The organism is Bacillus sp. 22483, assembly GCF_052044605.1.
GTDB lineage: Bacteria > Bacillota > Bacilli > Bacillales > Bacillaceae > Bacillus > Bacillus altitudinis.
In genome coordinates this window covers 48,075-67,907 of the sequence record NZ_JBQENU010000004.1, presented here as the reverse complement: position 1 = coordinate 67,907, position 19,833 = coordinate 48,075, and the positions used below count along the sequence as shown (strand labels likewise).

General features: G+C 43.6%; 19 protein-coding genes. 2 read left to right on the top strand and 17 right to left on the bottom strand.

Annotated elements, in window-relative coordinates; genetic code table 11:
- Positions 1-80 precede the first annotated feature (80 nt).
- From ACTJJQ_RS07540 to ACTJJQ_RS07480, 13 genes are all read right to left on the bottom strand, one after another.
- Positions 81-1,244, bottom strand: a complete 1,164-nt coding sequence (locus ACTJJQ_RS07540) for a DegT/DnrJ/EryC1/StrS family aminotransferase (protein WP_165379137.1) — start codon at positions 1,242-1,244, stop codon at positions 81-83.
- Positions 1,241-1,930 (bottom strand): acetyltransferase, encoded by a 690-nt coding sequence (locus tag ACTJJQ_RS07535; protein ID WP_440600090.1) that lies wholly within the window; start codon positions 1,928-1,930, stop codon positions 1,241-1,243. The genes ACTJJQ_RS07540 and ACTJJQ_RS07535 overlap by 4 nt, the downstream gene beginning before the upstream one ends.
- Entirely contained in the window at positions 1,893-2,486 is a 594-nt protein-coding gene (locus ACTJJQ_RS07530) for a sugar transferase (protein WP_017359198.1), read from the bottom strand. Before ACTJJQ_RS07530 ends, ACTJJQ_RS07535 begins: the two co-directional genes overlap by 38 nt.
- 20 nt (positions 2,487-2,506) lie before the next feature.
- Positions 2,507-4,036 (bottom strand): MATE family efflux transporter, encoded by a 1,530-nt coding sequence (locus tag ACTJJQ_RS07525; protein ID WP_440600089.1) that lies wholly within the window; start codon positions 4,034-4,036, stop codon positions 2,507-2,509.
- A 28-nt stretch (positions 4,037-4,064) separates the two neighbouring features.
- Positions 4,065-5,093, bottom strand: a complete 1,029-nt coding sequence (locus ACTJJQ_RS07520; protein ID WP_440600088.1) for a polysaccharide pyruvyl transferase family protein — start codon at positions 5,091-5,093, stop codon at positions 4,065-4,067.
- A complete protein-coding gene (locus tag ACTJJQ_RS07515; RefSeq protein ID WP_440600087.1) occupies positions 5,093-6,121 on the bottom strand; it encodes a glycosyltransferase family 2 protein in 1,029 nt (342 codons plus the stop codon). Before ACTJJQ_RS07515 ends, ACTJJQ_RS07520 begins: the two co-directional genes overlap by 1 nt.
- Positions 6,122-6,148: 27 nt before the next feature.
- Entirely contained in the window at positions 6,149-7,252 is a 1,104-nt protein-coding gene (locus tag ACTJJQ_RS07510) for an EpsG family protein (RefSeq protein WP_008347751.1), read from the bottom strand.
- A 14-nt stretch (positions 7,253-7,266) separates the two neighbouring features.
- Positions 7,267-8,397 carry a glycosyltransferase family 1 protein gene (locus ACTJJQ_RS07505; protein WP_440600086.1) on the bottom strand — a complete coding sequence of 377 codons (1,131 nt, stop codon included), beginning with the start codon at positions 8,395-8,397 and terminating at the stop codon, positions 7,267-7,269.
- Positions 8,390-9,229, bottom strand: coding sequence for a glycosyltransferase family 2 protein (locus tag ACTJJQ_RS07500; RefSeq protein ID WP_440600085.1), 840 nt, complete (start codon positions 9,227-9,229; stop codon positions 8,390-8,392). Before ACTJJQ_RS07500 ends, ACTJJQ_RS07505 begins: the two co-directional genes overlap by 8 nt.
- Before the next feature lie 2 nt (positions 9,230-9,231).
- Positions 9,232-10,371, bottom strand: a complete 1,140-nt coding sequence (locus ACTJJQ_RS07495) for a glycosyltransferase family 4 protein (RefSeq protein WP_440600084.1) — start codon at positions 10,369-10,371, stop codon at positions 9,232-9,234.
- Positions 10,337-12,211 carry a polysaccharide biosynthesis protein gene (locus ACTJJQ_RS07490; RefSeq protein WP_268382114.1) on the bottom strand — a complete coding sequence of 625 codons (1,875 nt, stop codon included), beginning with the start codon at positions 12,209-12,211 and terminating at the stop codon, positions 10,337-10,339. The genes ACTJJQ_RS07495 and ACTJJQ_RS07490 overlap by 35 nt, the downstream gene beginning before the upstream one ends.
- 165 nt (positions 12,212-12,376) lie before the next feature.
- Entirely contained in the window at positions 12,377-13,060 is a 684-nt protein-coding gene (locus ACTJJQ_RS07485) for a CpsD/CapB family tyrosine-protein kinase (protein WP_008347761.1), read from the bottom strand.
- Positions 13,050-13,781: a YveK family protein gene (locus tag ACTJJQ_RS07480; RefSeq protein ID WP_025208009.1), complete on the bottom strand. Its 732-nt coding sequence runs from the start codon at positions 13,779-13,781 to the stop codon at positions 13,050-13,052. The genes ACTJJQ_RS07485 and ACTJJQ_RS07480 overlap by 11 nt, the downstream gene beginning before the upstream one ends.
- A gap of 257 nt (positions 13,782-14,038) precedes the next feature.
- On the opposite strand from ACTJJQ_RS07480, the gene slrR reads away from it, so the two are divergent.
- Positions 14,039-14,509 carry an HTH-type transcriptional regulator SlrR gene (gene slrR / locus ACTJJQ_RS07475; RefSeq protein WP_007500131.1) on the top strand — a complete coding sequence of 157 codons (471 nt, stop codon included), beginning with the start codon at positions 14,039-14,041 and terminating at the stop codon, positions 14,507-14,509.
- A gap of 259 nt (positions 14,510-14,768) precedes the next feature.
- Here the strand turns inward: slrR and ACTJJQ_RS07470 are convergent, their stop codons facing one another.
- The 4 genes from ACTJJQ_RS07470 to ACTJJQ_RS07455 form a co-directional block, all read right to left on the bottom strand.
- The gene (locus ACTJJQ_RS07470) at positions 14,769-14,993 is read right to left on the bottom strand and encodes a phage holin (RefSeq protein WP_008347764.1); all 225 of its coding nucleotides are present in this window, start codon (positions 14,991-14,993) and stop codon (positions 14,769-14,771) included.
- 145 nt (positions 14,994-15,138) lie between these two features.
- Positions 15,139-16,035 (bottom strand): iron-hydroxamate ABC transporter substrate-binding protein, encoded by an 897-nt coding sequence (locus ACTJJQ_RS07465; protein ID WP_007500130.1) that lies wholly within the window; start codon positions 16,033-16,035, stop codon positions 15,139-15,141.
- 16 nt (positions 16,036-16,051) lie between these two features.
- On the bottom strand, positions 16,052-17,053 hold the full coding sequence (locus ACTJJQ_RS07460; protein ID WP_025208010.1) for a FecCD family ABC transporter permease: 1,002 nt from the start codon (positions 17,051-17,053) through the stop codon (positions 16,052-16,054).
- Positions 17,050-18,102, bottom strand: coding sequence for a FecCD family ABC transporter permease (locus ACTJJQ_RS07455; protein WP_038475387.1), 1,053 nt, complete (start codon positions 18,100-18,102; stop codon positions 17,050-17,052). The genes ACTJJQ_RS07460 and ACTJJQ_RS07455 overlap by 4 nt, the downstream gene beginning before the upstream one ends.
- 310 nt (positions 18,103-18,412) lie before the next feature.
- On the opposite strand from ACTJJQ_RS07455, the gene ACTJJQ_RS07450 reads away from it, so the two are divergent.
- On the top strand, positions 18,413-19,822 hold the full coding sequence (locus ACTJJQ_RS07450) for a polysaccharide deacetylase family protein (protein WP_440600083.1): 1,410 nt from the start codon (positions 18,413-18,415) through the stop codon (positions 19,820-19,822).
- Positions 19,823-19,833: the final 11 nt, after the last annotated feature.

Sequence of the window (19,833 nt, the reverse complement as noted above, 5' to 3'; positions counted from 1 at the left end):
ATAACAATATATATTCCTTATTATTCCACAAATTAAAGGATTTGTTAAAAAGAGAGGCAGGCTGCTGATGAACGAGCAGCCTATGAGGAGGGTAATGCTTTCTTTTGCAGGGCGTTGTACAGTGTATCAATGACAAGCTCCTGTTCCGCGTCTGTCATGCTTGTACCAGATGGCAGGCAAAGACCTGTCTCAAATAACAACTCAGATGCAGGGACTTCATCGGCTGTTGTATAAAAAGGATAACCATGAAAGAGCGGCTGCTGGTGCAGTGGCTTCCATACACGCCTTGCTTCAATCTGCTTTTGTTCTAAAGCATCTATCATCTCTACTGGAGACATCTGTGCATGATGATCCATGGTGAATGTGGTCAGCCAGCGGTTTGATGTGGTTTCTTGATATTCTGGCATAAATTGAAGGCCCTCAATATCGGCTAAAGCATCTTGATAACGCTCGAAAATGCGACGTTTTTGCTGAACACGCTCCTCTAACACTTCCATTTGTGCAATTCCTACACCTGCGAGCAGGTTGCTCATCCGATAGTTATATCCCTCCTCTTGATGCTCATAGTGTAGGGCATGTTCTCTTGCCTGTGACGCGAGAAATCGGCAGCGGTCGATGGCTGATTCATCATCACTGACAAGCATTCCGCCTCCTGATGTTGTAATGATTTTATTTCCGTTAAAAGAGTACACACCGAACCTGCCCATTGAACCGCTTTTTCTTCCTTTATATATACTGCCTAACGATTCAGCCGCATCTTCAATGATTGGCACATCATATGCCTCACACACCGCTATGATTTCATCCATTTTTGCACTTTGTCCGTATAAATGAACGACAATAACCGCACGGGGTCTTTTCCCAAGTCGTTTTGTTTCAGCAAAGGCTTTCTCTAACGCCAGCGGACACATATTCCATGTCTCTTTTTCTGAATCAATAAAAACAGGCGTCGCTTGTTCATATAAAATAGGATTTGCACTGGCAACAAATGTGAGAGTGGAACAAAAGACCATATCTCCCTTTTGAACGCCAATGAGTTTTAAGGCAAGGTGAATGGCTGCTGTACCTGAAGACAATGCCGCTCCACTCTTCACGCCTGCATAATCCGCGACCACTTGCTCAAATTCATTTACAAGCGGTCCTAATGGTGCAATCCAATTGCTCTTAAATGCCTCCTCTATTTTCTTCTGTTCTTTTCCACTCATATGAGGAGGAGATAAGTAGATTCGTTTCCTGTCTCTCATGATTTCCCACCTTCTCTTCGATCTTTGATCTCAATTGCAGGAACGCCTACGGCGACTTTCTGATCATGTATATCTCGGGTCACTGCCGCTCCTGCGCCGATCACTGCCCAGCTTCCAATGGTTCTGCCAGGTATGACAGCAGCCCCAGCTCCAATATGAGCACCCTCTCGCACAGAGACACAGCCGGTGAGCACGGCTCCCGGGGATAGGTGCGTAAAGGATTCGAGAAAGCAGTCATGCTCCACGATAGAACCGGTGTTGATAATGGCATGCTCACCAATTACTGCATCTGCTTGCACAACAGCCCTTGCCATCACAACCGTTCCTCGGCCAACCTTCGTTGACGAGCTCACAACTGCCTCTGGATGAATCAGTGTGGCAAATGCCCTCTCTTCAAATGCGAGACGTTCTTTAATCCTCTGTCTGATTTCGTTTTGTCCAATGGCAATCAGCCATTGCATATCAGGTATTTCCTCTCTTACCTTTTGACTCATAGAAATCGGACCATACAAAGTGCCGTTTTGAGGGTCAGCCTCCTCAAATCGATCGTCTAATACAGCGCACAATGAGTAATCAGGATGCAAAAAAATCAACTCCTGAATGACCTTACTGTGTCCGCCAGCCCCTATTAAGCCAATGGGCTGCTCTTTACGTATCGGTTCCTTTGAATTTTTCAGCTGTTGCATGATTTGGCTGCTGCACCCCTTCTGTTTTGATGACTTTCAGCAAGGTCATCCATAAGATTTTCATATCGAGCCAAAACGATTGGTGCTCTACATACCAGAGGTCATAGGTGAATTTCTCCTCCCAAGAGAGAGTATTCCTCCCATTCACCTGGGCCCATCCAGTGATACCAGGCTTCACAAGATGACGCTTCGCTTGCTCCTCTGTGTACATTTGTAAATACTCCATTAAAAGCGGTCTTGGTCCAACGAGACTGATTTCCCCTTTGAGTACATTGACAAGCTGCGGCAATTCATCAAGACTGAGCTTACGAATAAAGGCGCCGGTTTTTGTTAATCGAAGATGGTCTGGAAGCAGTACGCCATGTTCATCGCGTTCCTCGGTCATCGTCCGAAATTTATAAAGCATAAACGGCTGTCCGTACAGACCAGGCCGTTCTTGTCGAAACACCACAGGAGCTCCGATTTTCCACCGAATGAGTCCATAGATGAGAAGGAAAAGGGGGCTGCCTGCGATGAGCAGGGTCAAAGCCACGACCACATCTATTATTCTTTTCATCATTGCTTCTCCTTTCCACACTAGCGAGAGACAGAGCGTTCAATAGCAGTTTGTTTCACCTTACGCATGAGCTGTATCCGCTCTTGTTTTGTTCCTGCAAATTGATACAAATAGCCTAAGTAGAGAACGAAACATATTCCGCCAATACAAAATAGCTCCCACCATCTCGTCACATCATACACAGCCTGAATGCCGGCACAGATCCCCCATATGAACAAAGCCCCAAACAGCGGAACGACTGTATGTTTGTAAAAGATGGTACTTTTCTGTTTCGTGATCTTGGCTGTATACAATGGGAGAAAGACGATATTTTTCATCAATAAAACAACGGCCCCTGCTGATGCAATGCCATATAACCCAAGCTGAAGTAGGTGAGTCAGTCCATAGGCGAACAGGACATTGGAACCGCCTAATATGAATGTCACAACCGCCGGCACTTTAAATCGGTTAAAGGCAGTCGGTACATAGGTCAGCGGTAAAAACATCAACGTGAAACACAAATAAGCCGCATGAATCATCAGCAGCCATTTCAGTTCCTCAAAGGCTGGTCCAAGCCATAACAGCATGAGCGGACCGGCAAGACCTCCTAACAGAGCTGCGGGGAATGCCACAAATAAACCACTCCATTTCATGGCATTGGCAGCGTATTGAATAAGCCCCTTCTCGTCTTGATTTGAATATAATTTTGTGATCGTTGGCGCAAACACAACCGCAAGTGTCCCTGCAAGGGTGCGCAATAATAATGGAAATTGTAAAATGGCGGCATACTGTCCAGTCGCTTCTGCCCCAATCAGTAAGTTGGTCATCAATAAATCGATTTGTAAAAACAACAAAATCCCCATCTGCTCAAATGAATGCCATACCCCTGATCGAACCAGCGTGAGACTTGAAGATAAAGAAACGTACCGCCACTTAAACGAAAACCAAGGAATGAGTTTCTTAAAATAATAGAGACCCATTCCCAAAGCGGCGAAACTCCCCATAACGGCTGCAAGCGGAATATGCCAAATGGCTGGTGTCGTCACGGTAAATAACAGCACAATCATAAGCGCCCTGCCAAACATCTGAATGGCCTGTCCAACACTCGATACATATAATTTGTTCGCATAAAACGGTGCCGCCCCAATACCAGACATGACGAAATTGAGCATAAATAAAAGACCCCCTAACACAAAGGCGATCTGTGTATCTTTTGCAAGATGAGCAGGCACATGGAGCCAGTCAACCAGCTGCTGAGACATGAATAGACAAAGTAAAAAAAGACAGATGGATAAAAAAAGAGAACTGACAAAATAGGAAGCGAGATAGCGCTGCGCTTGTTCCATCTCTCCTTTATGAGCCGCAACAGAAAAAAAACGCACCACCACAGCACTTAATGAAGCCGTAATGACCGATAAATAATTGATCATATTTTGCGTCAGATGAATCAGACCAAACGCTTCCACTCCAAGTGTATGAACAATGTAAGGCGTTAAACAAACAGACATCAGCATCATCAAGAAAAACGTCATCACATTTGCACTGACATTGTAAAAAAACGCACGGTTCATGGTGATTTCACGCAGTGTTTAAGGGCCTTCATCCAACTTCTTCTCCCTTTTGTCCGCTTGTTTTCATATGCTGATGAATGGCCTTTTCCACCGCTTCCTCCGTTGGTTCCTTCAACAGGGTCATAAACGGCAAGTGCGCTACCCATTCATATCCTTCCATGACTTTATGATCAAACGACCTGATGACAACACACGGTGTATGTGTGATCGCACAAAAGATCATGCCATGCAGTCGATCTGTCACGACGACTTGTGCCTGTCTCAACTGCGTCCATAGCGTGGATAATTCCTCTAAACGAGTCGTTCGATTCACTCGCTTCCCAATGGTCGTTGTGATAAAACCAACTTGATCATACGTTTCTTTGATATGCTCCTGCAGTTGTTTTCGTTTCTCTTTCGTGAGATACGCCTCCTTATCCTCACGCAGACAAAGCAGCACTCCTTTACGGGTTTGCCTCTTTGATGTTTCGTCTAATGTCAGGACCATATCAGGCTGTTTCCACACCTCTTTATTAGGAAAATGCTTCTTCATCCATTGATAGGTGGTTTGATCTCTTGCCATCAAGAGAAGCCTCGGGTGTTGCTGATATGCTTGAATAGCGCGGCGTTCTTCTCTTTTCCCTCTCTTTGTTTCTGTAAAATGAGCAGTAGCGGGCAGCTGAATGACGGGATAAGACTTAAAGGCGTTCATGATAAATTGTCTTGTCCATTCTTCATATCGATATAAATCGCCCATGTTGCCCCCGCCGATGATACAGACAATGTCCTCTGGGTGCCGTGCGTGCTTCAGCGGACGTGCTAGACGATACATCTCCTGCATGTCTACTTCTATGATTTGATAGTCTGGAAAGTGCTTTTGTAGAAAACAGCAGCTGGCATAGGCAATCGCGTGATCACCTAAGTTGTCATGTGCCGGCAGCAGCGTGAGAATGATTTTCTTCTGATGACGCAGCTCTGGCAGTCTTTGGCGGCTCAACCTATATTGAAGTGGATACTTGACCTTTAAGAGCAGCCACTCTGCGGTATGTGCTTTTAATTGCTGCAATGTCACACTCATCACCCCGATTTTCTCGTTTGATATTCAATCCATTTTTGATAGCTTGAAGCTGCGGCAGAGAGCGGATACACCCACTGCATCCTAGCAAGGAATAAGATCATTCGCTTTCGCACAGTCAGCTTCGATGGTTCCACTTGTTTCACAGCCTTCTGAAAAGCTTCATGTGTCACCATTTCACGCATATGACCAAGCTTTTTTTTAAAGGAAAGGGAATTTTGGCTCTTCCATTCATTGAGCATACAATGCAGCGTATGATTCACGATAAAAAAATAAAAAGCCTTCTCATATGGTGTCAGCTCATCATGCTCTTTTAAAAACAAACGCTGCGCGTCATAAAATGCCAGTCCATGCTGAAAATACTGCTTTTGATATCGCTGGACAATGGATGATAAATGAACCCGGTAATAATAAAGCGGCTCATGAACAAAGGCAATGACACGTGATAAAGAAAAACAGCGCAGCGTGACATATTGATCTTCAATATTCTCAAGCTCACCTCTCAACGGAAAACGGATATGATGCTTTTCGATAAACGCCCGCCGATACAGCTTATTCCATGAGAATCCCGTGATCTCACCATGTAATAACGATTCTATTAAACTTGTCTTATCGGCTTCCTGCTGAGCTAACAGCGTCGTCGGTATGATCCGTTTTGACTGTTCAAACTGAATCCAATATTCACTGACAACAAGATCGGCACCGGTGTTTTCGGCTTTTTGATATAAAGCCTCACAGTATTGAGGAGCGAGAACATCGTCTGAATCAACAAAGGCAAGATACGTTCCTGTTGCTTCTTCTATGCCCCTGTTCCTCACCGCTCCCAGCCCTTGATTGGTTTGGTGAATCACCCGAAATCGCTCATCACGCGCAGCAAACGCTTCAAGGATGTCTCCACTGTGATCGGTAGATCCATCGTTAATAAGGATGACCTCTATATCTGAAAAGCTTTGGTCTGCAATCGATTGAAGACACTGCTCCACATATTGACTAGTGTTATAGACTGCGACCAATAGACTGATAGCTGGCATGACAGCAAGCCCCACCTTTCTTCAAATCTACTTTGTAAAAATCGTTCGGTACGGTAAAACAGAAGAATCAAACGGCATCAGCATGATGCTGTACAAAATATAGCAAACCGCAATTCCGATATACATAAAGAAATTGGTTCGCTGATCAAAAATCCGTGTGAAATAAGGCAGTAAAATGAGCTGATACAGACCAAAGTAAATATGAAATCTTGCATAAATGACATCCTTCGTTGCAAGGATGCCAAACAAAAATCCAAGCAAGCAAAAATTCACAATATAATCACTCTCTGGCGTCAGCTCACGAAGTCGTTTTCGACAAAAGAACGCAAGCAATAACGGCAAAATCAAGACACCAATTTTCGTCACATTCATTCCATTCGTATTCGTTGTCAGCCACTCCTCGTAATGACCATAAGAACTCCCTTGCAGCATCACCACAAACACGGAGACAAAGCGGTCATACAGAGCGGTTAAGCCTAGAAAAATCATACATAACACAAACATCATCCAAGACCATGCCTTTGTTCTGACAATGAAATAGACTGGAATCATAATGAGTGCCGATGAATGAAACAGCGCGCATACAAGCACGAGCGGAAAATACCATTTCCACTGACCTTTGATGACAAACCGGATGGCATAAAAAAGAATCGCCGCCACCATATACTGCCGCATGCCATTAAACGAAGCGTAATAATGAAATGTGCCGAGAAATAGCAGCATACTAAGCTCAAATGGTCGTCCATATCGCACAAGTGTTTTGATAATAAAAAAATAGGTGATGATCCCAACTGTGATATACATGATTTGCGGCTCATGTGATAGTTGATTGAGCATCCATAAGATCAATGTAAAGCCCGGATCAGTGGCGGCCTTGTCTACACCGAATCCGAAAATATGCCAAGGCTTGTCATAGTTGACAGAGAACTCATACATTTGTCCATAGGTTACAAAATCAGTTCCTACTTTGTAACGTATGCCCGCCACAATACAAAGAAATAAAAATGGAAAAAACACCAGAAGCTTGTTCGGCCGCCAGCCGCTTTGTATGGTATCATCACGTCTGCCATAAAATGCAGCAAAGCTCGACCATAAATAGACCATGATCATGTTCACCAAATAAACCGCCATCTGCCAATCCTTCCTTACAATCCATACACATTCATCACACGGGTGATGTTCTGTTTTACATCAAATCCTCTAAGGCCAAGCTGAGAAATAATCGTCTCCTGAAGAGGAGGGTCTGCATGGTAGGCTTCTAGTATGGCTTTCATCCACTCATGTGCTGAATCTTGCAAGGATTTCCGTTTCACAAGCCCACAGCCTAAATCGACTTCCTTTGTGATATGATCTGAAATCACACATGGGAGTCCAGATGCCTGCGCTTCCACTAATACGAGAGGAAGACCTTCAAACAAAGACGGCATCACAAACACATCAAATGCTTTCATATACTGCGGAACCTCTGAGACAACGCCCGTAAACACAATGTCTTCCATTAATCCTGCTTTCTCTGCATATGATTCAACCACTGGCCGGAGCGGCCCATCTCCTATGAGAACTAGCTGAAAGGAGACCCCTTGTTTTTTCAGTGTCTGCGCTAACTCGATGAAAAAAACATGATTTTTCTGCTCATGAAATCGGCCAATATGCCCAATGATCAGTTTTCTCTCATGAAGATGGAGGTCTTTTTTCATCTTCACCTTCGCTTCTGGCTCCAACTGAAAAAAAAGGTCCAAATCAATCCCATTTGGCAAAATGTCCACTCGTCCATCGTGCATTCTTTTTTGCCCAAATAAAAAGACACCGGCATCTTCACCGCATGCAACAAGCTGCGTAGAAAAGGCAAAGATCAGCTGACGAAACCCTTTGAGCATCAAATGATCAACCCGGCTAGGAGACTGTTTCCAAGCCGTATTATGTGAATGGCAAATGCGTATCTTCACACCTGCCAGTTTCGCAGCAAGGGCAGAAAAGCCCGTTTGAAAATCTGTATGTGCATGCACCGCCTGATAAGGTCCCGTTTGCTTGATCGTCTTCGTCAACGTTTTGACAAACGTCCATGGAGAGGATGCTCCAATACTTGGGACATAAAAAATCCGCCCGCCAAGCTGACGAATTTCCTCATCGTAATCACAGACATCCTCCCGGTGGGTAATGAAATCAAATTGAAGAACATTCCGGTCGATTGCACGATAGATATTCATGATCATCGTTTCTGCTCCGCCTCTGTTCATTCCGCCCACAACATGAAGTACACGCTTTGGCTCACTCATCCCGAATCGTCCTCCTTTTCACCATAGATCCTCCAAGTTTCCGCTGATGATAAAACCTCATGATCTTTGGTGACATACAGGCACGGATGACCGGCTTAAGCGCAAAGAGATAATCAAACGGCGACAATTTTAATTGCTTGCATGCTTTTAACACAAGCCAAGCATTATCCATTGAATATCGGAATTTCCGGCGCTGAAAGGCCGCTTCATCCTCCCTTACAAGGTATAAGGGCTCTTGCAGATTAAAGCCTTTTCTCCCCGCAGCAAAAAAACGAATCCAAAGATCGATATCTTCCATCCGTCTGGTTGTTTTTACAGAACGATAGCCATTTAAAGCCTTGTAGGCAGACGCTCTCATCATAATCGTCCCATGACAAAAAGGCGTTCCTCTTGCTAGCACCCTTCGATTAGGCTCTGAGACAAGGGCTCGAACGCCCTTCGCCCCTGACTCATCAAACACCGTCATCGCCGTACCAACCACATCATATTCTGGATGTGTTTCAAGGAAATGAACCTGTTTTTCTAATCGTGTAGACACTGATATATCGTCGCCATCCTGTCTTGCAATCAGTTCTCCATTCGCTTCAGTGAGACAACGATTTAAACTGGCGGCAAGTCTTTGATTGTGTTCGTTTTGAATGAGGCGAATTCTATCTGGATCACGTATGGTATAGTGCAGCACTTTTTCATAGGTGCCATCTGTTGATGCATCATCACATATGATGAGCTCCCAGTTTTCATAGGTTTGACGGAGAATCGATTCAATGCTTTCTTCTACTGTCTCTTGGCAATTGTAAACACCCATGATAATCGATACTTTCGGCTGACGCATGCTCACATCACCTTCTCTTTTTGGTCCATATACGTTGTGTAAATTTCCTCCATTGCACTTACCGTCTGCTCCTGTGCAAATGCGTGAGCCATAGAACGTCCCGCTTTCCCCATTAGGTGAAGCTGGTCCTTTTTATGATAGAGCTGCTGTAAATAAACGGCTAAACCATTCACATCATTCGGTTTGACTAAAAAGCCGTTCACTCCATGTTTGACGAGCTCACAATGCCCTCTATTTTCTGTTGCAATCACCGGCTTTTCAGCAGACATCGCTTCAAGAAGATTCATCCCAAGTCCTTCTCTCAAGCTGGTTGATACACAGACATCGCTCAGATGCATCCAATCTTCGATGTGTTTGCAAAATCCCGCAAACTGTACATGTTCCTCAAGATTCAGCTGACAGACCAGCTTTTCATAGGACGACCGACTTGTCCCTTCTCCAGCAAATACAATTTTCACATGTGGTATATTCCGATACACCTGAGCGCAAGCTTTGATGAGCATTCCTTGATTTTTATTGTCATTTAATTCACCAGCACACAGCACGATAAAATCTTGCGTGGTAAAACCATATGCTTTACGAAGGCGGTCTTTTTCTTTGTCATCAACTGGTGCAAATCGCTTCATATCGACACCCATACCGGGAACATAATGCACAGCCGCCTTCTCTTTTGACAGACGATCGGCTCTTTCATAGTCTTCTCCATTAATGGTGATGAGTGCATCCGTATATTGAACGAGCCATCTCTCAACTGGATAATAAAGCAGCCAATTTTGAAGCGGTGCCCCCTTCCAAAAGTGAAACCCATGCGCTGTGTAAAGAACTTTCGTCCCTTTTTTGCGCGTCCCTTTGGCCGCTAGCCTGCCAATGACACTCCCCATCGGTGTGTGACAATGGATGAACTGATAATGCTCTTTTTCTAACAGCTTTTTCAGCTCCACATAAGCGAGCCGGTTGTGCAAATGAAAAGGGGAACGCTGAATCGGAATGGAATGCGTTTGATCCACATACGGTAGCTCCAGCTGGCCATTTGCCGCTGTATGCACTTCCCATCCTTGTTCCTGAAACCATCTGAAATACGGGAGATGGAACGCCTTAAAATGATAATCAACCGTTGCGCAAAACAAGACTTTTTTCTTCATTAGCAAGTGGCTCCTCCTCTCGTTGCATCGGTTCAGGCAATACATCATGCGACTCAATGGCGGCAAACAAGGCCTGTCTTAATTGATCGTCACTCATCATATTAAATTCGTGAATAAAGCGGTTCAGCACATACGGATCACCATCCAAGGCATGCCCGATATGGATTTTCGGGAAAATTTGCTCCTGTGCTTTTTCATGCTGGTTGAGTAACTCCTCGTACATTTTCTCTCCGGGACGAATCCCCGTAAATGTGATTGGAATCTGGTCTGTGGTGTAGCCTGAGAGGTGAATGAGGTTTTCTGCGAGGTCGACAATTTTGACTGGCTCCCCCATGTCTAAAACAAAAATCTGCCTTCCTTCTGCTAGTGCACCAGCTTGAATAACAAGCCTTGATGCTTCTGGTATCGTCATAAAATATCTTGTCATGGCTGGGTGCGTGACGGTCACTGGCCCGCCTTTTTCAATTTGTTTTTTAAAGATCGGAATGACGCTCCCCCTGCTTCCGAGTACATTCCCAAACCGGACGGCGACAAATTTCGTTTCACTGCTTGCCCCCATTTGCATAATCACCATTTCAGCAAACCGCTTTGTCGCTCCCATCACATTGGCAGGGTTGACCGCTTTGTCAGATGAGATGAGGACAAATGTTTCAACTCCGTGCTCATGTGCAGCTTCTGCCACATTTTTTGTCCCGATGATATTGTTTTTCACCGCTTCTTTCGGGCTGATTTCCATGAGCGGGACATGTTTATGCGCAGCGGCATGATAAATCATATCCGGCTGAAAATGACCAACGATTTCACTCATTTTTTGTTTATCTTGAATATCCGCAATTTGTGGATATAGGCTAATGCTGTCTCCATACAATTCTTTCAGCTCTAGTAAAATAGAATGAATGCTAAATTCTCCATGTCCCACAAGCACAATCGCCCGAGGGGAAAATACACAAATTTGACGACAGATTTCTGACCCGATAGACCCGCCAGCTCCTGTCACCATAATCGTTTTTCCTTTTAGGTGAACGGATAGACTGCTTGTATCTAATTGAATCGGCTCTCTTCCAAGCAAATCCTCTGGCTGTACATCCCGCAATTGATTCAGCGCATGGGTTCCTTTTAAAATCTGTTCCATTTCCGGCATAATCTGTGTTTTGATTCCAGTCGCTACACATTCCTTATATAGTCCTTTTAATGTGTGACTGCTTTTGGATGGAATAGCAATAATGATTTTTTGAATATCCATCATCGCAACAGCCGTTTGAATATGTTCTTTTCCCCCAAGAACAGGCAGCCCCATAATTTCAAGCTTATGCTTTGTTTTGTCATCATCAATGAAAGCGACCGGCTCAATATGTACATCACTCGACTGCTGAAGCTGACGAACGATAATGGTCCCGGCTGATCCAGCGCCAATGATTAGTGCCCGCTCCTTTTCAACTTGAAACCGCTTGGCACCATCATGAAACAGCCTGGATGCCATTCGTGATGCACCGATGAATAACACATGGAAAAGCCAGACAATAAATAAAAAGCGAAATGGCCATGTCTGCACAAAAATGTACAGCATCGTCATGGAAAATAAAAATGAACACGCAAAGGTCTTCATTAAAGAAAATAGCTCTCTAACCCCTGTATAGGCCCATACTTGCTTGTACACGTGAAAAATATACGAAAACAAATGGTGCCCGATCAGTAGACTGAGCGAAGAAATGACGAGCATTTCAAATGTATATACGGTTAACGCCGCCTCTTGGACAAATTGAAAGCCAAAAAAGACGGCAACTAAGATGAGATATGAATCTAGTGCCACGATGATTGATAATCTTTGGGCGTAAGTCAACGCTCCTCCCCCTTTTTAAAACATCACTATTCTTACGTAAAATGGGCATCAAACCCGTCCTCACATCCCACTACCGATGACGAGCATCTAAGGCATATGTCATGCCCACAGCAGGATCGAGTGCCTCCGTTGTTAAAGATTAGGAGACATCACCTATCAATCTCTTTAATACATATAGTGCCTTCCCTTTTTCACTTTCTTGCCATTTAGCATCGCCCCAAGCAGTTTCCCTGTCGTCCCCTCTAATACTTCTTTTGATTTCTTCACAGCGGCAATCTTCGTTTTACCGCTTAAAACCACAAGAATGCTTCCATCCGTTCGGTTCGCTAATATTTTTGCATCGGCTACAGGCAGAAGCGGTGTGGAATCAACAATCACCATGTCATACTGCTGCTCAATCTCGTAAAATAGCTGCTTCATCACAGAGGAGGAAAGCAGCTCAGCGGGATTTGGCGGAATGGTCCCACTCGGAAGCAGCTCTAAATGCTCAATCGGAGTAGGCAAAATAGCTTCCTCCAAACTGCAATTATTTAATAGCACATTGGTCAAACCGGTGTGCGGACTCAGATCAAAATATTCATGAATGGCTGGTTTACGTAAATCAGCATCCATGAGCAAAACCCGTTTTTTCTGCTGTGCAAAAACAGCTGCCAAGTTTGCAGCCGTAAATGATTTTCCTTCCTTCGGCAAGGAGGATGTGACCAATATCGACTTCAGCCTCGTTTGAATCGACGTGAATTCGATGTTCGTTCGGATCGTTCGGAATTGTTCCGCAATGACAGAGTGAGGATTTAATACAGAAATACAGGATAAATCTCTTTTTTCTCGTTTTTTCCTCTTAAAAATCAATGTTCTGTCCTCCCGTTATGACGGACTGCTTGTCTTTTTTTGCCCTCCTGTCTGCATGCATCTGATAGACACTACCGAGCGACGGCAATCCGATCTCTTCTCTTATTTGATGTGTTCGTTTCACCGTATCATCGAGTAAATTCATTAAGAAAATGAGTGTCATTCCCCCTAATACAGAGGCGCCTAGTGCCAGAACGATGTGAACGAATTTACGTGAGTTCATTAGTATCGTGTTGGACAGCTTGGCTTCAGACAAAACATTAATGCGATCCATATTCATGGTTTTTTTGATTTCTTCTTGCAGCACCTCTGTGGCTGTATTCGCAATGGCTACTGCCTTCGCTCGGTCCTCATCTTGTACAGAAATATTTATGACCTCTGACTCATTTTCTGTACTTGTGGCAATTTTGTGTTTTAATCCTTCCGCCGATTCTGTAAGATTGAGTGTTTCTTTTACTTTTTCAATAACGATTGGACTTTTTAATAGGACTTGAAAGGTACGTGTATATTGAAGGTTCATCTGAATATCGTTTAAATTCGCTTGTGCATCATTGCTTCGTTTATGAACAAGAATTTGAGTGGTTGCCTGATATACAGGAGTCGAGACATAGAACTGATAGTAGGCTGAAATGCCCGTTACGATCAGGACAATCAGGATCAGAAGGGCCATTTTCTCTTTTATGACAGAAAACAGCTGCTTAAAACCTATATTCTCATTCATAGATACCTCCCGATTTCATCATAAAAAGGTTATATATGGTTTCTTTTTGTTAATGATTGGATTATAAAAGATAATACCCGCAAAGAAAAATGTCATAATAGGTCTTATAGTTCTTTTTAAAGAACGAAATCGTTCGTTTTCTTTTGTTTACTTCCTGTTTCTTACGTTTTTGAATTTTATAAAGAACAATTTATTTCTTATAATGAACGAAAAGGTCGCAGAACGATTCGCCGGGGAGAAGGGAGATCATATATCGAATGATAGGAAAGGTGATACGCATTTACCGAAAGAGGAAAGGATACTCAATCCAGCAGCTGGCTGAAGATGCCCATGTCTCTAAATCGTATTTGAGTAAAATTGAGCGTGGTGTCCATCGTAATCCATCTGTCCAGTTTTTAAAAAAGGTATCCTCATCACTAGACATTGATTTACAAGAGCTGTTTGATGCAGAAACGATGATGTTTCATTACGCTGAGGGCGGTGAACAGGAGTGGCGGGATCATATCGTTCATGCCGTCCAATCTGGCATGCCTAAAGAAGAACTGTATCAGCTGCTCCAAACCTACAGAAAGGAGCAGGAAGGAAAGACGTTACATGTCCATCATAGAAAGCTGACCGACTCAAATATGTCAGAATGGAAGCGTCTCATGAGTGAAGCAAAGGCCATTGGCTTAACCATCGAGGAAGTGAAAGCGTTTCTTACCAATATGGGAGAACACCGGGCGTAAGCCACTGAGATCAAACCAATTTGCGGGGAGAGGCGCTTGTCGCTTCGATGAAATAGAGCCTTTTTATATGAAAAGGCTCTTTTCAGTTTATGGACAAAGGGCTAAAATGAACTTATTTTAGCCCTTTGTCTTCTTTTCAGCGTGATAGAAAACCTTTGCAGTCTAGTAAGGACGAGCACCAGCGCGCAGGACTGACACCGAATGCGAGGGTTTGTCTACATGCTGAGAGCCTTTTTGCATGAAAAGGCTCTGTTTTCTGTTATTCTTCTTTTTTGGTTCGTGCTTTTTTCGTAATATCATTGTTCTTCCAATAGGCCCATAGTGATGTGATGCCAAGAAAGGCTAACGTAATGAATTGCTGCACACCTTCTTCATCAATTGGAATTGGGCTTTTTCCTGCAGCAGTGAGAGCGCTGTTCACAAGTGCCAATAAAAGCAGCACAAGCCTCGCAATAGTGCCTGCACTAATTTTTTGAACCTTCAACTGTAACCCCTCCCCTTATCCTTTCATACGGGCGATACTGCTCGTTCCCTCTCATATGTATGCAAAAAGCGAATGAATAGAAGAACGAATCAAAAAAAGAGACATCATTCCTAGATGCGGAATGATGCCTTGATTTATCTGCTGTTTATTTAGAGAACATCTTTTTTGCTTCATCCATTGCCATTTTGTTTCCTAGAGCTGAATAATCTAACCATGGCTGATCTGCAATCGGATACACTTGGTTTTTCTTCACGGCTTTTAGGCCTTTCCAAATCGGCGTCTGCTCTAACTGTTTGAATGCCTGTTGCGCCTTATCATCACGGTTCACGACGACAAAAATAGCATCTGCATCAAAGTCAGGAAGCACTTCTTGAGAAATGACTTCAAATGGACGTTTGCTGTCCAGTTTTTTCACACCATCTACAGGTGTCAGTCCTAAATCATCGTATAAAATTGGACCCATCGGACGTTTCATACTAAATACTCGAAGCTCTTTTGCTGTTACACGAATCGCCATCACTTTTCCATTTCCAATCTTTTTCTGGATGAGTGATTTGACTTCTTTTGCTTCTTGATTGTAGTCCTTAATATATTGATCGGCTTCTTTTTCTTTATTGACGAGCTTGCCGATTTTTTTCAAATGATCACGCCATGTGCCATCATTTAAATTAAACACTTCGGTTTTGGCGATTTTCTTGTATTTTGATAAGTCTTGTCCAGCCAGTTCTTCATCGACGTAAATGACATCTGGTTTTAAAGCAAGCAATGACTCCATATCAGGATCTGCTGCGATGCCCAGCTTTTTCGTTTGGCTAAGCTGCTTTTTCGCATGTGGAAGGAAATCTTTTAAGTCTCCCCCTACAACAGAGCCAGCAGGTTTTATCCCGAGTGCTAATAAGTCATTTGTTAAATGAATCGACAAGGACGCAATCTTAGGTGTTCCGTTTTCATCTTGATTTGTTGTCTTCTTTGTTTCCTGTTGACCACAAGCGGCCAGAATCAAGAAACAGAGCGTTAAACCAAACACAAGTACTTTTTTCATGATGAGTTCCTCTTTCTTATTTTGTTTTTGTTAGTAAATAGAGAAAATAAGGTGCTCCGATAAAAGCCACAACCACACCCGCTGGGATGGCATTTGGGGCAAATATGGAACGTCCGAGTGTATCAGCACTGACCAAAATCAACAATCCGAGCAAGGCGCTCACTGGTAAAAAATATTGGTGCAGTGAGCCGACAAGACGCCTTGCCAAATGAGGTGCAACAAGGCCAATAAAACCAATTCCGCCTGTCATCGATACACTTGCACTCGCTAGACCAACAGCTAAGGTGAGAAGAAAAAGTCGTTTGCGCTCTACACGTACTCCGACACTTGAGGCGACGGCATCACCTAATGTTAACGCATTGAGTGTGCTGGACTGCATGAGCGTAAGCGGGACAAGACATACGATCCAAGGTAGGAGCGCAAGCACATGAATCCAGTCTCTTCCCCATACATTTCCCACAAGCCACCTTGAAGCGAAGGTGTATGTATCTTCATCCAGTTTCAATGACAAATATAACGTCAATGCACTAAACCCCGCAGCTACGGCAATTCCAACAAGGATCAGCCGGATAGGCACAAGCCCTTCATGCCTGTCGTACGCAAGAAGAACGATGACTGCCGCCGCAAGCAGACCTCCACCAAACGTAAAGAGCGGAATGAGTAAAGATGGATTTCCTTCTAGTACGTGAAAATACGTCACAAAGATGATTAAGCCGAATGCGGCTCCTGCATTCAGACCAATAATCCCAGGGTCAGCCAGTGGATTGCGGGATAAACTCTGCAAAATGCCACCTGCGATACCTAGACCTATTCCAGCTAGTATCGTCACGACGATTCGAGGCAGACGATAATCAAACAGCACCGTCTCACTTTGGAAATCTCCAAAGCCAAATAACGTTTTGACGACAACGAGAGGACTGAGTTTCAGCGTGCCGGTATTTAAACTATACAGCACGACAGCCGCACTCAGACAAAGCAAAACGGCTGTCACGACAAGAGCACGTCGTTTCTCTTTCATGACAGGTTCCTCCCTTCTTTTCTGGCAATATATAAGAAGAAAGGAACACCAACAAGTGCCACCATGACGCCAATGGCAAGCTCTCTTGGCGGATTTACTGTCCGGCTGGCAAGATCAGCGAAGACGAGAAGCATTGCGCCTAAAATCGCTGACATCGGAATGACGAAACGATAATTGACCCCAACCAGCTTTCGTGCAATATGCGGAATGACAAGTCCGACAAACCCAATAGACCCAACCGCCGATACAGAAACGCCTGCCAGCAGAACCGCAGCTGCCATACCTAGTATTCGCACTTGCCGGGTTTTCACCCCTAAATTCGCAGCTACATCTTCACCAAGTGATAATAACGAGAGGGATCGTCCTAATAACATCGCCCAAACGATGACAATGAGAATGACTGGAGCAAGGATCATCAGCTGCGGCCATTTGACACCTGCCACACCCCCTGCATACCAAAAAGCCAGATCCTGACTGAGATCAAAGTAAATGGCGATACCTGAGCTTAGCGCATGCAGCAATGCGGCAACAACAGCTCCAGCTACAGTGAGCCGAAGTGGGGTCAGCACGCCGCCAGCCGCCCCAATGGCAAAGATCAGCAGTGTACTGAGAACGGCACCAAAAAAAGAAAATAACATCAATGCCGAATAAGGCATTCCTGGAAAAAAAGCAAAACAGAGAGCAACTACAAACATCGCACCGCCGTTAATGCCTAATATCCCCGCATCTGCCAGCGGATTTCTTGTAATGCCTTGCATGAGCGCACCTGCCACAGCAAACGCCGCTCCAACAAGCGCCGCTCCTAGCACACGAGGAAGCCTTAATTCATGAATGATCTGCTGCTCTGTTACATGAGACTGATAGTCAAACACAGCTGTCCAGACCGTTTGCAAAGACAATGACTTTGCACCGTAGGAAACAGCCAAAAACATAGCCGCCAATAAACCAATGACAGCGAGAAAAAACAATAAAAAGAACAAAATAGGTGATGATCGTTTTTGTTGAGATGTTCGCTTATCCGGCAAAATCGGTGTCATCCTTTTCTTCATTAAAAGTCAGTTTGAAAATGAGAATCATAATCATCAAAATTATAGCCGTCAGCCTCTGAAAAATCAATGTACGGCTCATTTTTTTAATTATTGAAGGTATTGGTAGACGGCAAATAAGAGAATTCTTTCCTTCTGCTTTTTATCGTTCTGAAAGACCTATCAATTTTTACAGTATTTTAATAGGAAAATAGTTGACATTCCGCATGAAAATCCCCTAAAATTACAAAAGTAAGTCAAATGTTATAAAAATATTACAAACAGATGTCAAAAGGATAAAGAATGACCCGTCATGAGAGGAGAATTGAAAGTTGTGTCAGTAAAGGGAAAATGGAGTATCATCCTATTTGCGCTTGCCATCGTCATTGGAGCAGTTGCATTCTTTCAAAATCAGCAAGCAAGCGGTACAGAGAAGAAAAATGTGAAGCAGGATACGAATTATAAAAATGTTGAAATTGTCACTCTTGTAAATGACGGGAAGTTTATGAGATATGCGGTGAACTATCCACTTTTTCATCAAAAAAAGCTAGATGACAAGATTCAAAGCTATGCGAATTCAGCATTAGAACATTTCAAAAAGACATTTAGTGAAGCAAAGGACATTGATGAAAACAAACGGTTTGAACTGAATATTGACTATGACATGGTGCACTATGCAAAACAATCTGCGGCCATTTATTTTACGACCTACACATATACAGGTCAGCAAAATGGAACCACTCATCACGTCACAATCAATTTCGATTTTCAGAAAAAAGACTTTCTTGACACAAAAGATTTATTTCAACCAAAAAAGGACTATTTGAAAAAATTATCCTATATTACATACACGGAGCTTAAAAAAGATAAAACCTTGTCTAAGGATCTATCACTCCTTCAAAAAGGAACAGCCCCTACTGATCAAAACTTCAGTCAATTCGCCTTAAAAGAGAAATATATAGAGTTCTATTTCCCAGCTTCTCAAGTAGCCGCAAAGGACTTAGGTCCGCAAACGCTGGCGATCAAAAAGACGCTACTAAAAGATATCTTGAAGCCGGAATATATGAATAAGACCAAAAATCAGAATGAAATCAAAGAACCAAATCCAAAAAGAAAAGCCGTCAAGCTGCCGCAAAAGCCAAAGCTTGATCCGAATAAAAAAGCCATCGCACTCACATTTGATGACGGTCCAAACCCAGCCACAACTTCAACCATTTTAGCAGCGCTGAAGGAAAATAAAGGACACGCCACCTTTTTCGTATTAGGAAGCAGGGTTCAGTATTATCCTGGAATGCTTGCCGACATTTTAAAGGGCGGAAATGAGATCGGAAACCATTCATATAATCATCCTTTATTAACGAGACTCCCTCTAAAAGAAGCGGTCAAACAAGTAAAAGACACGCAGAAACTGATTGAAAAGGCCAGCGGTTATACTCCTACGCACTTTAGACCGCCATATGGAGGAACAAATCCCGACATCAATCAAGCGGTTGGCATGAACGTTTCATTGTGGGATGTCGATCCTGAAGACTGGAAAATTCGCAACAGCCAGCAGATCACAAACCATGTTCTCTCACATGTAGCAGATGGCAAAACCGTACTCATGCACGATATTTATGACAGCTCTGCTCGAGCAGCAGTGAAGATCATACATGAACTCACCAAACAAGGCTACCAGCTTGTCACAGTCAGCGAACTTGAACAATTGAAAAAAGAACGAAACGAACAGACCCCTGTACAGTAAACACAGGGGCT

What these genes read in the sequence shown, in the direction of transcription:
- ACTJJQ_RS07525 (WP_440600089.1), bottom strand. Translation starts at nt 4,036, where the DNA reads ATGAACCGTGCGTTTTTTTACAATGTCAGTGCAAATGTGATGACGTTT.
- ACTJJQ_RS07530 (WP_017359198.1), bottom strand. Translation starts at nt 2,486, where the DNA reads ATGAAAAGAATAATAGATGTGGTCGTGGCTTTGACCCTGCTCATCGCA.
- ACTJJQ_RS07455 (WP_038475387.1), bottom strand. Translation starts at nt 18,102, where the DNA reads ATGAAGAAAAGGATGACACCGATTTTGCCGGATAAGCGAACATCTCAA.
- ACTJJQ_RS07505 (WP_440600086.1), bottom strand. Translation starts at nt 8,397, where the DNA reads ATGAGTGAGCCAAAGCGTGTACTTCATGTTGTGGGCGGAATGAACAGA.
- ACTJJQ_RS07520 (WP_440600088.1), bottom strand. Translation starts at nt 5,093, where the DNA reads ATGAGTGTGACATTGCAGCAATTAAAAGCACATACCGCAGAGTGGCTG.
- ACTJJQ_RS07540 (WP_165379137.1), bottom strand. Translation starts at nt 1,244, where the DNA reads ATGAGAGACAGGAAACGAATCTACTTATCTCCTCCTCATATGAGTGGA.
- slrR (WP_007500131.1), top strand. Translation starts at nt 14,039, where the DNA reads ATGATAGGAAAGGTGATACGCATTTACCGAAAGAGGAAAGGATACTCA.
- ACTJJQ_RS07465 (WP_007500130.1), bottom strand. Translation starts at nt 16,035, where the DNA reads ATGAAAAAAGTACTTGTGTTTGGTTTAACGCTCTGTTTCTTGATTCTG.
- ACTJJQ_RS07460 (WP_025208010.1), bottom strand. Translation starts at nt 17,053, where the DNA reads ATGAAAGAGAAACGACGTGCTCTTGTCGTGACAGCCGTTTTGCTTTGT.
- ACTJJQ_RS07510 (WP_008347751.1), bottom strand. Translation starts at nt 7,252, where the DNA reads ATGGCGGTTTATTTGGTGAACATGATCATGGTCTATTTATGGTCGAGC.
- ACTJJQ_RS07480 (WP_025208009.1), bottom strand. Translation starts at nt 13,781, where the DNA reads ATGAATGAGAATATAGGTTTTAAGCAGCTGTTTTCTGTCATAAAAGAG.
- ACTJJQ_RS07515 (WP_440600087.1), bottom strand. Translation starts at nt 6,121, where the DNA reads ATGCCAGCTATCAGTCTATTGGTCGCAGTCTATAACACTAGTCAATAT.
- ACTJJQ_RS07500 (WP_440600085.1), bottom strand. Translation starts at nt 9,229, where the DNA reads ATGCGTCAGCCGAAAGTATCGATTATCATGGGTGTTTACAATTGCCAA.
- ACTJJQ_RS07535 (WP_440600090.1), bottom strand. Translation starts at nt 1,930, where the DNA reads ATGCAACAGCTGAAAAATTCAAAGGAACCGATACGTAAAGAGCAGCCC.
- ACTJJQ_RS07495 (WP_440600084.1), bottom strand. Translation starts at nt 10,371, where the DNA reads ATGAAGAAAAAAGTCTTGTTTTGCGCAACGGTTGATTATCATTTTAAG.